The organism is Kitasatospora sp. NPDC056783 (genome assembly GCF_042789895.1).
Classification (GTDB): domain Bacteria; phylum Actinomycetota; class Actinomycetes; order Streptomycetales; family Streptomycetaceae; genus Kitasatospora.
Genome location: NZ_JBHUAF010000207.1, coordinates 1 through 14,878, shown reverse-complemented (window position 1 = coordinate 14,878; position 14,878 = coordinate 1). Strand labels below are relative to the sequence as shown.

Here is a 14,878-nt window from a genome sequence, read left to right as displayed (position 1 = left end):
TCTCGGCGGTGCTCGCGGTCCCGGCGGTGCTCGCGGTCCCGGCGGCGCTCGGAGTCCCGGCCGTGCTCGCGGTCCCGGCGGAACTCGCCGTCCCGGCCGGAGCCGGGATCCCGGCGGAACTCGTTCGGCGCCCGACCCCCAGGAACAGGCGGGTGGGCGGCACGCAATCGGCGGCCGTCCTCGACGAGGTGTCGGTCGTATCGGTCATGAGGCCCCTCGCAGGTGATCTCCGAACGATGGCAGCACCTCGCCGCCACCGGCCGGCGCCACACGCGGCAGCATGCGCAATCAGCCCATCGAGTGAACCCACCCCGGCGTCGACGACCCGGACACCGGTGCGGCCGACGGAGCGCGTCGCGCGCCCGACGGAGAATCCACCCCAACCCGCCGAATCGATTCGGGCCAAAAAGACGACCAAAGCCCCAAAAGGCGGTCGAATTCCTTCCCACAAGACCCTATAGAAAAAATTGCAAAAGCCCATCAATTCCAAGGGCGCCATGAGCGACAATTTTGCAGAACCGTGATCAACAATTCCCCTCCACAAGACCGGATCCGCCCCTAGCCTTTGCCCCACCTGTTCGTCCCAACCATGAAAAGGCGGGAATTGCGCACGTGAGCGCCCACAGATCACGGGGCCGACGGCCCACCCCCATCGACCGCGGCATCCGGCCCGTCGCCGCCGCGGTGTCACTGGCCCTCTCGGTCGCCCTCTTCCAGGGCACCGAAATGGCCGTGGCCACCCAACCGGCCGCCGCGGCCACGACGGGGAACACCGCACCGACCGTCCCCTCGGACATGTCGGCCGCGCCCTGGTTCGTCAACCCGTACAACCAGCAGAGCTACTCCAGCAGCCCGACCCCGACGCTCCGCGCGACCGCCTCGGACCCCGACGGCGGAACCTACCGGGTCGAATTCGAGATATCGCCGGACCCGGCTTCCGCCGACACCACCTACACCTTCACGGCACAGTCCGGCGCGGTGAACTCCGGCACCCCGGCGACCCTCCTCGTCCCGCAGACCAAGGCGCTGCCCGACGGCAAGCACCTCCGGCTCCGGGCGCGCGCCTACGACGGAACCGACTACAGCGCGTGGAGCGCCTACACGTCCTTCGTCTCGGACAGCTCGCTGCCCGCGGCCCCCACGGTGTCCTGCGCCGGCGTGCCGGCCGACACCTGGACGGCCACCGTGCCGGCCGGCACCCAGTGCACCCTGTCCACCTCCTCCACCGACGGCCTGGGCTACAGCTGGGGTCTGGACGACCCGGCCGCCTCCACCCGCCTCTACGACACCGCGAGCGGCACCGGCGGGCACGGCCTCAACGTGACCGTCTCGCCCGCCGAGGGCTGGCACACCCTCTACGCGCGCACCGTCGACGCCGCCGGGAACCTCTCGGCGGACACCGCCGCGTTCTCCTTCGGCGTGGGCGCGGACGGCGCCTCGCTGCTCAGCCCCGCCCAGGGCGCCGTCTCGGCCCGCCGCACCACCCTGAGCGCCAAGGGCAGCCCGAAGTACACCGGCGTCGCGTACGAGTACCGCTTCGGCGAGACCGACGGCTGGAAGGCCGTTCCGGCGTCCGACGTGGTCAGGTCCTCCAACGGCTCCGCGGTCACCTGGCCGCTCGCCGTGTCCGGCGGCGACGCGCCGGCCCTGACCTGGAACATCACCGGGACCATCGCGAAGGACGGCCCCGTCCAGGTCCGCGCGAAGTTCACCGCCACCGGCACCACCGGCTACTCCCCCGCCGGCACCGTCACCGTGGACCGGCGGGCCGGAACCGCGCCGCACCAGCAGCTCGGCCCCGGCTCGCTGAACACCCTCACCGGCGACTACGCGCTGACCGCGACCGACACCAACGTCTTCGGCGTCGGCGTCGCCCGCACGGCCTCGTCCCGCCAGCCGGACTCCGGCGCCACCCAGGAGGGCCAGGCCCCGATCTTCGGCCCCCAGTGGACGGCCGGCGTGGTCAGCAAGACCACCGAGACCAACTGGACCGAGATCCAGCAGGCCTCGGCCTCGTCCGCCGTGGTCGTGACCTCCACCGGCGACCGCCTCGGCTTCACCGCCACCAGCGGCGGCGGCTGGCAGCCGCAGCCCGGCGCGGAGGACCTGACGCTCACCGGCTCCTTCACCGGCTCCTTCACCCTGAAGGACGGCACCGGCCGGACGGCCACCTTCGCGAAGGTGGACGGCGCCGCCACCACCTGGACGCTCGCCACCACCTACCTCGCCACCGGCAACTCCACGACCACCGTCGTCTCGGAGAAGACCGTGGTGGGCGGAAGGACCGTGGCCCGCCCCCGCTACGTGGTCGCTCCGACCACCGCGGTGGCCGCCGACACCTGCGCCACCACCCCCGCCACCAAGGGCTGCCGCGTCCTGGAGTACGTGTACGCCACGTCGACCACCGCGGCCGGCTCCGCCCTCGGCGACTTCGCCGGCCAGGTGAAGCAGGTCCGGGCGTGGGCGACCGACCCCGGGGCCGCCGCCGCCACCCCGGAGGCCGTCGCCGCGTACGCGTACGACTCCGCCGGCCAGCTCCGCGAGGCCTGGGACCCCCGGCTCGCCACCCCGCTGAAGACCGCCTACGCCTACACCGGCGGCCGGGTGACCACCCTCACCACCCCCGGCGAACTGCCCTGGACCTTCACCTACGGCCAGGCCGGCAACAGCGCGACCGCCGGTGACGGCATGCTGCTGGCGGTGTCCCGCCCCACCCTCGCCCAGGGCTCGGCCACCCAGACCGACGGGACGGCCGTCTCCTCGGTGGTCTACGACATCCCGCTGAGCGGCGCGAACGCCCCCTACCAGCTGCGCGCCTCCGACGTGCTGGCGTGGAACCAGCGGGACGTCCCCGCCGACGCGACGGCCGTCTTCCCGGCCGACGTGGTGCCCGCCTCCCACGCGGGCGCCGGCCTGTCGGCCGCCGACTACCGCCGGGCCACCGTGGTCTACGCCGACGCGGACGGCCGCGAGGTGAACACGGCCGCGCCCGGCGGGTACCTCAGTACCAACCAGTACGACCGGTTCGGCAACACCGTCCGCTCGCTCAGCCCGGCCAACCGCGCTGTGGCGCTCGGCCTCACCCCCGCCGACCAGGCCGTCCAGCTCGACCTCGGCATCCAGTCGCTGAGCAGCCAGGACCGGGCCGAACTCCTGGAGGACTACAGCTACTTCGACTCCACCGGCGTGCGCGCCAGGGAGACCTTCGGGCCGCTCCACCGGGTCACCCTGACCTCCGACTTCACCTCGGGCGGCGCCGTGCTGCTCAAGGCCGGCTCCTCGGTGGCCGCCCGCTCCTGGGCGGTGAAGGAGTACGACACCGGCCGTCCGACCGACGGCACCGCCAAGGCGCAGGACCTGCTGACCATCACCACCTACGGCCTGCGGGTCAACGGCTACGACTCGATCCTCGCCGACAAGCGGGTGGACGAGACCCAGTACGACTGGACCAAGGGCCTGCCGATCATCAAGACCCGGGACTCCGGCGGCCTCGACATCAGCACCGGCACCGGCTACGACGCCCAGGGCCGGATCGTCAACCAGGTGCTGCCCGGCGCCACCTCGAACGACGCGGGCGCCAAGGTGACCGTCTACTGGTCCGCCACCGGCACCGGCTGGTGCAAGGGCCGCCCGGAGTGGGCCGACCAGGTCTGCTGGACCGGCCCGGCCGGCGACATCACCGGCGGCGGCACCAACCCGGCCCAACTCCCGGACAGCACCTACGAGTACACCCGCTACGGCCAGCCGTCCGCCACCACGGACACCTCCGGCGGCGCCGAGCGGACCACCACCACCGCGTACGACGCGGCGGGCCGTCAGACCACCGTGACGGTGACCGGCACCCTGGGCCAGGCCCAGTCCGCCACCACCACCGGCTACGACCCGGCCACCGGCCGGGCGGTCACCACCACCATGGCCTCGGGCGGCACGGTCACCCGCGTGTTCGACAAGCTCGGCCGCCCGATCTCCTACACGGACGCCGACGGCGGCACCACCACCACCGTCTACGACCGCCTGGACCGGATCGTCAGCACCGGCGACAACGTCCCGTCCACCACGACCTACACCTACGACGACACCGCGGAACCCCGCGGCCTGCCCGTCAAGGCCGTGGACTCCGTCGCCGGCACCTTCACCGCGACCTACAACGCGAGCGGCGAGGTCGGCAAGGAGCAGCTGCCCGGCGGGTACACCCTCCAGCTCACCGCCAACACGATCGGCGAGCCGGTCAGCCGGGTCTACACCCGCGACTCCGACGGGGCGGTGGTCGCCGCCGACAACGTGACCCGCTCCATCCACGGCCAGGTGACGGCCCACACCAACTCCGCGACCCGCGCCAACCAGGTGTACGGGTACGACAGGGCCGGCCGTCTGACGCAGGTGCAGGACACCACCACCACCGGCTGCTCACTGCGGACCTACGCCTACGACAAGCGGGCCAACCGCACCGCGCAGACGTCCGCCACCGTGCCGCTCGGCTCGCCCTGCCCGACCGGGCCCGGCGCGTCCGTCGCGCACGCCTACGACAGCGCCGACCGCCTGGTCGACGCCGGGTACGCCTACGACGCGTTCGGCCGCGCCACCAGCGCGCCGGGGAGCACCACCGCGTACTACGTCGGCGACCTCGTCCAGCAGCAGACCTCGGGCAGCACCCGGCAGACCTGGTCGCTCGACCCCTCGCTGCGCCGCCGGGCGGCGACCACCGAGTCCAACGCCTCCGGCGGCTGGACCCGGACCGGGGTCAAGACCAACCACTACAGCGCGGACAACGACTCCCCGCGCTGGATCGTCGAGGACGCCGCGGGCACCGTCACCCGCAACGTGGCGGGCGTCGACGGGACGCTGGCCGCGACCACCGACAAGACCGGCGGCACGGTCCTCTACCTGACCAACATCCACGGCGACGTCAACGTGGTGCTCCCGCTGGACACCACCAAGTCCCCGGTGGTGCTGGAGGCCGACGAACTCGGCGGACAGCAGACGGCCGGCACCGCGGCGCGCTACGGCTGGCTCGGCGGCAACCAGCGCTCGGCGGAGACGCCGAGCGGCCAGCTCCTGATGGGCGCGCGGCTCTACGACGGCCGCAGCGGCCGGTTCCAGTCGATCGACCCGGTGTACGGCGGCAACACCAACGCCTACGAGTACTGCGCCGGCGACCCGGTCAACTGCACCGACCTGGACGGACGCTGGTCCTGGTCGCGGACCTGGTACTTCGACTGGGGCCGGGTCTGGGCCAAGATGTGGACCGGCGGCTGGGGCAGCGGCTACGGCTACATCCAGGCGCAGGCGGTGTTCAACAAGCGCTGGACCCAGCGGATCGCCGACTACTCGGTGTTCATCTACGGCCCCGCGGGCCTCATCGCCGGGCTCTTCGGACCGCCCGGCGTCGCGGTCGGCGTCGCCATCGGCGTGATCGGAGCATGGATCCAGGGCACCGCGCTCTGGGCCAAGAACCGCGGCGAGTGCCTGGCGATCAACGCCGGGGCCTCGCTCGTCGTCGGGCGCTGGACCCAGATCCCGTACGGCACCTACGGTTCCTGGGCCACCCCCTGGCGGGCGAGGGGTTTGTCGGCGTTCCGAGCGGGCGGGCCCGGGCAATCCGGGCCGGCCCGTCCCGACGGCGACAGGAGGCACTGGGATGCGTCGCTCGCGGTCCGTCGTGGTGTTCTGCTTCGGCGTCTCCCTGGCCGTGGTCGGGGCGGTGTTCGAGCTGCTCTTCGAGCGGGGCGACGGCACCTCGGCGTTCGAGGTGTCCGTCCCGGTCCTGATCACGTCCTGGCTCCTGGAGCGGCGCCGGCGCTGACACCGTGGCCGTGGAGCCCTGGGCGGATGATCCGTCCAGGGCTTCAGGGCTCCAAGGCTCCAAGGCTCCAAGGCGTATTCTCGGCCGGTTTCCGTCCGAACCGTTGACCGCCGGCGGCGTCCGGCGCTTGGCTCGTCCCCGGGGCCCGCCGACGGGGAGCGAAGGCGGGCCGGACCGACCATCCGGGGAGGACGCAGCACCATGGAACCGAAGAACCGAACCACCCGCGGCCGAGGACTCGCACGCGCCGCCGCCCTGCTCGCGGTGGCCGCCGCCGTCACCGTCACCGCCGCACCCGCCCAGGCCGCACCGGCCTGGGGCCCCATCACCCAGGTCGACCTCGGCGTGGACGGCGCCCGGGCGAACCAGTCGTCCATCGGCCTGGGCATCAGCGGCAACGGCCACTACGCGCTGTTCAGCTCGTCCGCGACGAACCTGGTGGCCGACGCGAGCCCCGGCCCCGGCCTGTACGTCCGCGACCTGCGCACCGGCCGCACCGAACTGGTCAGCCGCGCCGACGACGGCACCGCGTTCACCTCGATCACCGAGGCGGCTGGCATCAGCGGCGACGGCCGCTACATCGTGTTCTCCGCCGAGGCGAACGGGGTGTTCGACGTCTACGTCCGCGACCGCGTGCAGGGCCGCACCAGCGCCGTCACCCACGGCACCGCGTCCGGCCCGAGCGAGGGCGGCTCCTACGATCCGGCCATCAGCGCCGACGGCCGGAGCATCGCCTTCATGTCGACCCGCACCGACCTCGTGCCGGGCGCACCCGTCGCGCCGAACACCCGGAACGTCTACGTCACCGACCGCGTCACCGGCGCCACCCGCCTGGTCAGCGCCGGAGTCGACGGGCAGGCCGCCAACGGCGACTCGGAGCACCCGACGATCAGCGGCGACGGCCGGACGGTCGGCTACACCTCCAAGGCCGGGAACCTCCTGCCCGCGACGGACGGCGGCACCGCCGGCCTGGCCCGGCTGCGCTTCACCACCCTCTACGCCACCGACCTCGACAGCGGCGCCACCGTCGTCGCGGGCCTCGACCCCGACGGGACGCCCGGCGCGGCGGCCCCGACCATCCGTCTCAGCCCCGACGGCCGCTACGCCGCCTACGCCCTCAGCGCGACCCCGCTGCCGGGCGGCAAGGCCCGTACCGAGCTCTTCGTCAACGACCTGCGGACGAAGCGGGTCCAGAGCATCAGGACCTCCACCAACCCGGACGCCATCTGCTGGGGGGAGCCGTCGGCGGCCATCACCGCCGACGACCGGTGGATCTACTTCTCCGGCGGCTGCTCCGACACGATCATCCGGGCCGGCCAGGCGCGCTTCGACCTGTACCGGCAGAACCTGCGGACCGGGCACACCGAGCTCCTCACCACGGCCTCCGACGGCACGCCGAAGGACGGCGCCGCCGGCGAGCCGTTCGTGACCGACAACGGCAGGACGGTGCTGTTCGGCGACAACAGCTCCAACCTGCTCCCCGGCGGCACGAGCTCCGACTGGCAGGTCTACCTCCGCTCGTTCAAGAACGACTGACGGTCAGGCGGATGCGGCCGGCTCCGCACGGGTGGGCTCCACCCACCGGACCGACCGGCGCGTTCTCCGAACCGCCCATCGGCGTCCGGTCGTTGAGTACGATCGATCCGATTTGAATACTCGAAGTCAGATGCTCTGACGAACACTGGAGGTTCCATGCCGAAGGGCTACTGGGTCAGCGTCTACCGCACCATTTCGGACCCCGAGAAGCTGGCCGCCTACGAGAAGCTGGCCCCTCTGGCCGTCCGGGCCGGGGGCGGGCGGCTCCTCTCCTACGACGGTCAGGTCGTCGCGCACGAGGCCGGAATCGCCGAGCGCACGATCGTGATCGAGTTCGACAGCTTCGAACAGGCCGTCGCGACTCACGAGAGCGAGGCCTACCAGGAGGCGCTGGTGGTGCTCTCCGACGCCGTCGAGCGCGACTTCCGCATCGTCGAAGGCGTCGGCTGACAGTTCGGCGGCCTGCCCGGCGGCCTGGCGCCGCCGGGTCCGAGGAGTCCGTGCAAGGTCATTGCCGGTTCGCGCGGCGGCGGGTTAGCTTCACTCCTGCACCACCCGTCCCGTACCAGCCCGGCCGGCGCTCCGTTCCCGGCCGGGTCCCGAACCCGGATGATGTGGAGAGCACATGGCTCGAATAGGTTCCTTACTCCGGCTCGGCCTGGCCGCACCGATCGTGCTGTCGCTGACCGCCTCGCTCGGAGCCCTCCCCGCGACGGCCTCGGCGACGACCCGGGGGGAGTCCGCCACGCGGGCCGCCGCGCAGGCCGCAGACGCGAACACCCTGGCGTACGTCGTCAACACCAAGACCGACCGTCGCACGATCGCAGCGGTGCAACGGGCCGTCACCGCAGCCGGCGGCACCATCGTCGTCACCCACGACGGGATCGGCGTCATCGTCGCCCACTCGGCGAACCCCGACTTCGCCCGGCGCATGCGCGCGGTGCCCGGCGTGCAGTCGGCGGGGGCCACGCGGACCTCGCCGCTGAGCCCGGCGGGGGCGGGCGACGCGGGCTCGGTGCGGCGTCTGTCCGAGGCCGAGGCCGCGAGCATCGGGAAGGCGTCCGGCGACGGCGCCGAACCCCTCGAGGCCGAGCAGTGGGCGCTGCGGGCGATCGGCGCGGACAAGGCCGCGAAGATCGACCCGGGCAGCCGGAACGTCACGGTCGCCGTGATCGACACCGGCGTCGACGACACCCACCCGGACCTCGCCCCGAACTTCTCCCCCTCGCAGTCCGCGAGCTGCGCCAGCGGCAAGGCCGACACCACGTACGGCGCCTGGCGGCCGGTGGACCCGGACTACTTCCACGGCACGCACGTGGCGGGCACCATCGCCGCGGCCCGCAACGGCGTCGGCGTCGCGGGCGTGGCCCCCGGGGTGAAGATCTCCGGGATCACCGTCGCCCAGCCCACCCCGCGCCAGCTGATCTACGCCGAGAGCGTCGTCTGCGCCTTCGTGTTCGCCGCCGACCACGGCGTGCAGATCACCAACAACAGCTACTACGTGGACCCGTGGCAGTACAACTGCCTGGACGACCCCGACCAGAAGGCCATCATCGACGCGGTCGACCGCGCCCAGGCCTACGCGCAGCGCAAGGGCACCCTCAACGTCGCCGGGGCCGGCAACGCCGGCCACGACCTGGCCTCCGACGGCTTCACCGACGGCGGCAGCCCCAACGACTCCACCCCGGCGAGCCGCACGGTCGACCCGCACAGGTGCTGGGACCTGCCCGCGCAGCTGCCGGGCGTCGTCACGGTCAGCGCGACCGGCGCCACGAACGCGCGGGCGTACTACTCCAACTACGGCCTCGGCGTGATCGACGTCGCGGCGCCGGGCGGCGACCAGTACGTCGCCTCGGACACCCCGTCCAGGTCGGGCGGCATCCTGTCGACGCTGCCGAACAACCAGTACGGCTACGAGCAGGGCACGTCCATGGCCACGCCCCATGTCGCCGGTGTGGCCGCGCTGCTGAAGTCCGCCCACCCGAACGCGAGCCCGGAGCAGTTGCAGGCGATGCTCAAGGCCCAGGCGGACAACCCGGGGTGCCCGACGACCCGGGCCGCCGGGGCCGGCGACGGCGCCGCGGACGCCGTCTGCGCGGGCGGGGAACGCGTCAACGGCTTCTACGGCTTCGGCATCGTCAACGCCCTGCGCGCGGTCAAGTAGCCGCCACCGCCGGTTCGCAGGCCGTCACGACGCCGGCCTCCGGAGCAGCGGGAGGGCGTGCGCGCCGGGAGCGTCCGAACGCCCTGGCGGCCGGCCGGGCCGGGGCGCGGTGCCGGGGACGGTGACCCCGGCCCACGCTACGGCCGCCAGCGGCCGCCGGAGAGTTCGGCCAGCGCCTGGGCCAGGTCCGAGGGCAGTGCCCGGCCGGTGCCCGTGGACTGCACCAGGTACCACCCGTCCTTCCCCCGGTAGCGCGCCGGGGGAAGCGGCGCGCCCGGCCGCAGCCGGACCTGGATGCCGTGGGTGCGGACGTCACGGCCGCGGACGTGCACCCGGCGGACGGCCACCTCGTCCACGTCCCGCCACTCGTAGCGGCACCGGTGCCGGCCCCGCAGGGCGGCGACGAAGGTGTCGGTGACGTGCAGTTCGATCCGCCGCCGGGGCAGGAGGCCGATCAGCGTCACCAGCACGCCGAGGGCGGGCAGCGCGATCATCGGGCTCCAGGACGCCGGCCGGTCCCAGGTGCCGGTCACCGTGGTCCGCACCAGGTGGAGGCCCAGCAGGGCGCCGATCGGGCCCCAGTGCGCGAGCACGACGGTGCGGACCCGGCCGCTGAGCAGGTACGAGCCGGGCTCGCGCCGCACGGTGAGACCGCGCCAGGTCGAGGCCGGGGGCAGGGACGTCGGGGCGAGCGGGTCGGCCGCGTCCGGCGCCCGTGGTGCGGGGATGCCCGCGCCCCCGGGACCGGCGGAAGCTCCCGAGCCGGGCTTGGCGGCCAGGTGCTGCTGGAGCCGCAGGTTGCGGAAGCGGTACGTCCCGGCGGTCCGCTGGAGCAGGCCGGCCCGGTGGGCGTCCCGCAGAAAGGTCATCAGCGGCCAGGGCAGCCGGCCCGCCAGCGCCAGCGAGCACCGCGCCAGCAGCCACCGGCTCCACGGGCTGAGCAGCAGGAACGTCGCGCCGGCTCCGCACCAGGTCGCCAGCGCGTAGGTCCAGTCCGCCTGGGCGTACCGGTAGTTCTGGGCCCGCGACCAGTCCATCAGTCCGACCCCCACGCCGAGCAGCGGCGCGAGGACGACCGTCGTCATCAGGACCGAGGTCCGCTCCGAGCGCAGCAGCGCGTCGGGGGTCGCGGCGTCCACGGTGTCCGAGGGAGCCGCCAGCACGATCATCAGATAGGCGGCCAGCAGGGCGGCCCCCACCAGCGCGATGCCCTCCGTCGCCGGTGCCAGGAACTGGAACACGCCGAGGGCGAGGATCACCGGCGGCCCGCCGATCACCACCGTGAGCCGCCAGGCCCGGCCCAGCCTCCCGTCGCGGCCGGCCGAGCGGAGCGCCCTGGCGAAGCGCAGCGGATCGGCCCGCCGCCGGGGCGTCGGGGTCTCGTCCCCGAACCACGCCTGCCCGGCCATCCGGACCGCCCCCGCGAGGGCCACCCCGAGGCCCACGCCGGTGCCGAGGCCGAAGGGGTGGCGGGAGCCGGCGACGGAGCGCAACAGCAGGTCGAACAGCAGCGACAGGGCGATCCCCACCGCGATCAGCGCGGGCGCCGCCAGCACCCGCGGCAGCGGCGCGCCGAACAGCCGCCACCAGGCCAGCTCGGCGGTCTCCTGGCGGTTCATCAGCCGGGCGAGGAAGGAGAGCCAGGCCCGCGCCCGCTCCGGCTCCCACCGCCGGGGCGGGTGCAGCCGGTCGGGCGCCGGCGGCAGCGGCGGGAACGACGCGGGCACGATCCGGTCGAGCAGGTGCTGTTCCACCTGCCAGGCGGTCGCGAAGCGCCCGCGGTCCAGCAGTTCGCCCGGCTCCGCGGGCGCCCGCTCGTAGCCGCGCCGCAGCAGCCACACCATCAGCGGCGTCGACAGCGCCCTGCTCACCGGGCCGTCGGGCGCCGAACGGAGCTCGGCCAGCAGCGGCGCCCACTGCGCGGCGCGCGAGGGCTGCCGGGCGCGGTGCAGGTAGGACGCGACGTCGGCGGGGTCGAGCGGCAGCGCCTCGATCGCCGAGTCCACCCGCAGCACGTCCCGCTGGGTCGCCACCAGCTCGCGGTAGGGCTCGGTCCGGCAGATCAGCACCACCCCGCCCTCCTGGCCCAGTTGGCGTCCGAGGGCGCCGAGCACGGCGATCCGCCGGTGCTCGGGCAGCTCGTCGAGGCTGTCCAGGACGGGCAGCAGACGGCGCTCGCTCACCAGCCGGCGAGCCGGGTGGAGCCCGTCCACGCGCGGCAGACCGGGGTGGTCCTCGGTGATCCGGGCGATCAGCCAGTCGTGGAAGTTGACCCGCTCGGCGTCCCAGGACTCCAGCGAGAGCAGGACGGGCACCGGGACGTCCTCGCCCCGGGTGAGCCGGCGGGCGAGCAGTTCCAGGGTGAGCAGCACGGCGAGCGTCGTCTTGCCCGCGCCGGCGCCGCCGAGGATCAGCAGGCGGCGGCGGTCGAGCCCCAGCAGGGCCCCCGCCATCGTGCCGACCCGGTCGCCGCGCCCGCCGAGGTCCGCCCCCGGCCCGAGCGCGGTGCGGCTGTGCACCCAGCGGACGGCCAGCGGTTCGGGGTCGGCCATGTCCCAGGCGTCGGCCTCGGCCCGCCACTGGTACAGCAGGCTGCGGGCGAGCCGCTCCTCGGCGAGGCCGAGCGGGGTCCGGGGCTCCTCGGCCCGGGGCGGCACGGTCAGGTGCAGCTCGCCGTTGAGCACGCCGATCTGCACCAGGTAGTGGACCGTGCTGTCGGTGACGACGTTGCGGATGTTCGTGGGCCCGCGGCCGTGTCCGGAATCCGTCACTCCCCGGTTCCACCCCCCGTGTCGGCTGCTTCCTCCCGGCTTCCTTTCTACCAGCGACGTCCCGCTCTGTTCGACGGACCGTCAGTTCCCGTCCACGATCGGCACCGTGCGCTCACGACGACGGACGCGGGCTTCCCGCCCGTCCGGGCGCCGGCGCCGCACACCTCGGTCGCGGGAGGGGATCGGTGGTGTCCGGCGGAGCACGGCGCCGACGGGGCCGTGAATCGCTCCTCCGGCTCTCGTGGTGCAATGTTGCCCATGGCAACACTTCTCGATGTCGCGCAGAGGTTCCGCTCCCTGCACGTGCCGGGCACGCCGCTGGTCCTGCCCAATGTCTGGGACGGGACTTCCGCCCGTGTGGTCGCGGACGCGGGTGCCGCCGCGATCGCGACCACCAGCGCCGGGGTCGCCTGGTCACTCGGCCGCGGCGACGGCGATCACCTGACCCGCGACCAGGCCCTCGGTGTGATCGCCCGGATCACCGCCGCTGTCGACGTACCGGTCACCGCCGACATCGAACGCGGCTACGCGACCGACCCCGACGGCGTGGCCGAGACCGTCCGGGGCGTCCTCGCGGCCGGAGCCGTGGGCATCAACCTGGAAGACACCTTGCGTCCCGTCGCCGAGCAGGCCGAACGGATCGCGGCCGCCCGCGAGGCCGCGGACGAGACCGGTGTCCCGCTGTTCATCAACGCCCGCATCGACACCCACCGCCTTCCGCCCGGCGACCGCACGACCTGGCTGGACGAAACCCTCACCCGCGCCCACGCCTACGCGGAAGCCGGCGCGGACGGCGTCTTCGTCCTCGGCACACCGGACGCCGAGACGGTCAGGACACTCGTGGGCTCCCAGCCGCTGCCGGTGAACGTCCTGGCCGGCCCCGGCACGCTGTCGGTGTCCGAGCTCGCGGAGGCGGGAGCCGCCCGCGTCAGCGCGGGATCCTCCATCGCCGAGGCCGCGTACGGCCTGGTCCACCGGGCAGCCCGCGAACTGCTGGAGAACGGCACGACGACCACCCTGCGGGGCGGATACGACCACCCCACCCTCAACGCGCTGCTCCTGGCCGAGCCCACACGCTGACACCCGGTCAGGAGCGCGGGCCACAGCCGGATCGCCGCCACGGTGACGTGGCGCTCGACGATGCCGGCGGAGGGAACCCCGCGCCGCACGACATACTCCCGGCGGATTACGCCAGTACCTCGCGGGGGCTACGAACGCCATCGGAACGTTTGCATCCACGGGCCGATTCGATACGGAGCCGCGGAACCTAGCGTCGATCCCATGAAACGCAATCGCCGTACAAGCGCCGTCGCGGTGCTGACGCTCGCCGCCCTCGTCACCGGAACCGGCGCCGGGTTCGCCGCCACGGCCACACCGCCGGCCACACCGGTGTGGCCGGCGGCGGCCACGCACGCGTCCGGCACCGCACCGGCCACGGCCACGGCGCCCACGCGGTCCTTCCACGGCACGCTCCCCGAGCCGACCGGCCCCTACGCCGCCGGCGAGGACATCATCCACCTCACCGACGAGAGCCGTCCCGACCCGTGGGTGCCGTCGTCCGGCCCCCGCCAACTGACCGTCACGATGGTCTACCCGGCCGTCCCCGGGACCGGGACTCCGGCCCCTTACACGACCCTCGCCGAGGCAGCCGGAATCATCCAGCGCCGGAACATGCCGGCGAGCTCCGGCGTCACCCCGGAGAGCCTTTCCGGCGTCACCACTCACGCCTTCGACGGCGCGCGGCCGCAGCGCGGCAAGCATCCGCTGGTGGTCCTCTCACCCGCGTCCGAGAACCCGCGCATGATGCTCACCTCGCTCGCGACCGACCTGGCCAGTCACGGCTACGTCGTCGCGCTCGTCGGCCACACCTACGAGGACAGCGGCGAGACGCTGGCGAACGGCCGGACGCCGCCGTGCGCGATCTGCGACGACCCGACGCGTCTCGACTTCGACTCCGTCGCCGCCAGCCGCGCGCGGGACGTGTCCTTCGTGATCGACCAGTTGACGCGTGGCAATACCGCGTGGCCCCTGGCACACCTCATCGACAAGCACGAGATCGGCATGGCCGGACACTCCCTCGGCGGAGCGGCGGCCGCCGACACGATGATCGCCGACCCGCGGGTACGGGCCGGAGTGAACATGGACGGCACCTTCCACCCGGTCCCGATGCCCGGCCAGATCGACCGGCCGTTCCTCATGCTGGGTGTCTCCGGCAGCCACACGCCCGGCAGCGGCGACGGCATCGTGTGGGACCGGGCCTGGGCCGCCCTCGGCGGCTACAAGAAGTGGCTGACGGTCACCGGCGCCGACCACTTCATCTTCTCCGACGGGGACCTGCTCCTGAAGCAGGCCGGGTTCCCGACGCCGCCCTTCTCCCCGGAACGCGGAGTGGTGATCACCCGTGAGTACGTGACAGCGTTCTTCGACCAGACGCTGAAGGGCATCCACAGTCCGCTGCTGGACGGCCCCTCGCCGAACGATCCGGACGTGCTCTTCCAGCGGTAGGGCTCGGCGTCGCGTTCGTCGCCGCGTTCGTCGTCGCGTTCGTCGTAGGCCGAGACGAAGGTGTCGATGGCCGCGGCCGGTTCGCAGCGGGAGGCGAAC

Annotated in this window: 7 protein-coding genes; 6 read left to right on the top strand and 1 reads right to left on the bottom strand. The window is 73.4% G+C overall.

Features of this window, described 5'->3' with window-relative positions; translation table 11 throughout:
- Positions 1–612: 612 nt before the first annotated feature.
- The 4 genes from ACFRMQ_RS25630 to ACFRMQ_RS25615 all read left to right on the top strand — a co-directional run bounded on the left by ACFRMQ_RS25630 (position 613) and on the right by ACFRMQ_RS25615 (position 9,503).
- Positions 613–5,910: an RHS repeat-associated core domain-containing protein gene (locus tag ACFRMQ_RS25630; protein ID WP_380732967.1), complete on the top strand. Its 5,298-nt coding sequence runs from the start codon at positions 613–615 to the stop codon at positions 5,908–5,910.
- Between the two features lie 94 nt (positions 5,911–6,004).
- Positions 6,005–7,339, top strand: a complete 1,335-nt coding sequence (locus ACFRMQ_RS25625; protein WP_380732966.1) for a hypothetical protein — start codon at positions 6,005–6,007, stop codon at positions 7,337–7,339.
- Positions 7,340–7,495: 156 nt separating this feature from the next.
- A complete protein-coding gene (locus ACFRMQ_RS25620; protein ID WP_380732965.1) occupies positions 7,496–7,789 on the top strand; it encodes a DUF1330 domain-containing protein in 294 nt (97 codons plus the stop codon).
- 175 nt (positions 7,790–7,964) lie between these two features.
- Positions 7,965–9,503 (top strand): S8 family serine peptidase, encoded by a 1,539-nt coding sequence (locus ACFRMQ_RS25615; RefSeq protein WP_380732964.1) that lies wholly within the window; start codon positions 7,965–7,967, stop codon positions 9,501–9,503.
- A 137-nt stretch (positions 9,504–9,640) separates the two neighbouring features.
- On the opposite strand, the gene ACFRMQ_RS25610 is transcribed toward ACFRMQ_RS25615, so the two are convergent.
- Positions 9,641–12,274 carry an NACHT domain-containing protein gene (locus tag ACFRMQ_RS25610; protein ID WP_380732963.1) on the bottom strand — a complete coding sequence of 878 codons (2,634 nt, stop codon included), beginning with the start codon at positions 12,272–12,274 and terminating at the stop codon, positions 9,641–9,643.
- Between the two features lie 258 nt (positions 12,275–12,532).
- Between ACFRMQ_RS25610 and ACFRMQ_RS25605 the strand changes: the two genes are divergently transcribed.
- Both ACFRMQ_RS25605 and ACFRMQ_RS25600 read left to right on the top strand, forming a co-directional pair.
- Entirely contained in the window at positions 12,533–13,354 is an 822-nt protein-coding gene (locus tag ACFRMQ_RS25605) for an isocitrate lyase/phosphoenolpyruvate mutase family protein (RefSeq protein WP_380732962.1), read from the top strand.
- Positions 13,355–13,555: 201 nt separating this feature from the next.
- Positions 13,556–14,779: an alpha/beta hydrolase family protein gene (locus ACFRMQ_RS25600; protein ID WP_380732960.1), complete on the top strand. Its 1,224-nt coding sequence runs from the start codon at positions 13,556–13,558 to the stop codon at positions 14,777–14,779.
- Positions 14,780–14,878 lie beyond the last annotated feature (99 nt).

What these genes read in the sequence shown, in the direction of transcription:
- ACFRMQ_RS25615 (WP_380732964.1), top strand. Translation starts at nt 7,965, where the DNA reads ATGGCTCGAATAGGTTCCTTACTCCGGCTCGGCCTGGCCGCACCGATC.
- ACFRMQ_RS25605 (WP_380732962.1), top strand. Translation starts at nt 12,533, where the DNA reads ATGGCAACACTTCTCGATGTCGCGCAGAGGTTCCGCTCCCTGCACGTG.
- ACFRMQ_RS25625 (WP_380732966.1), top strand. Translation starts at nt 6,005, where the DNA reads ATGGAACCGAAGAACCGAACCACCCGCGGCCGAGGACTCGCACGCGCC.
- ACFRMQ_RS25600 (WP_380732960.1), top strand. Translation starts at nt 13,556, where the DNA reads ATGAAACGCAATCGCCGTACAAGCGCCGTCGCGGTGCTGACGCTCGCC.
- ACFRMQ_RS25620 (WP_380732965.1), top strand. Translation starts at nt 7,496, where the DNA reads ATGCCGAAGGGCTACTGGGTCAGCGTCTACCGCACCATTTCGGACCCC.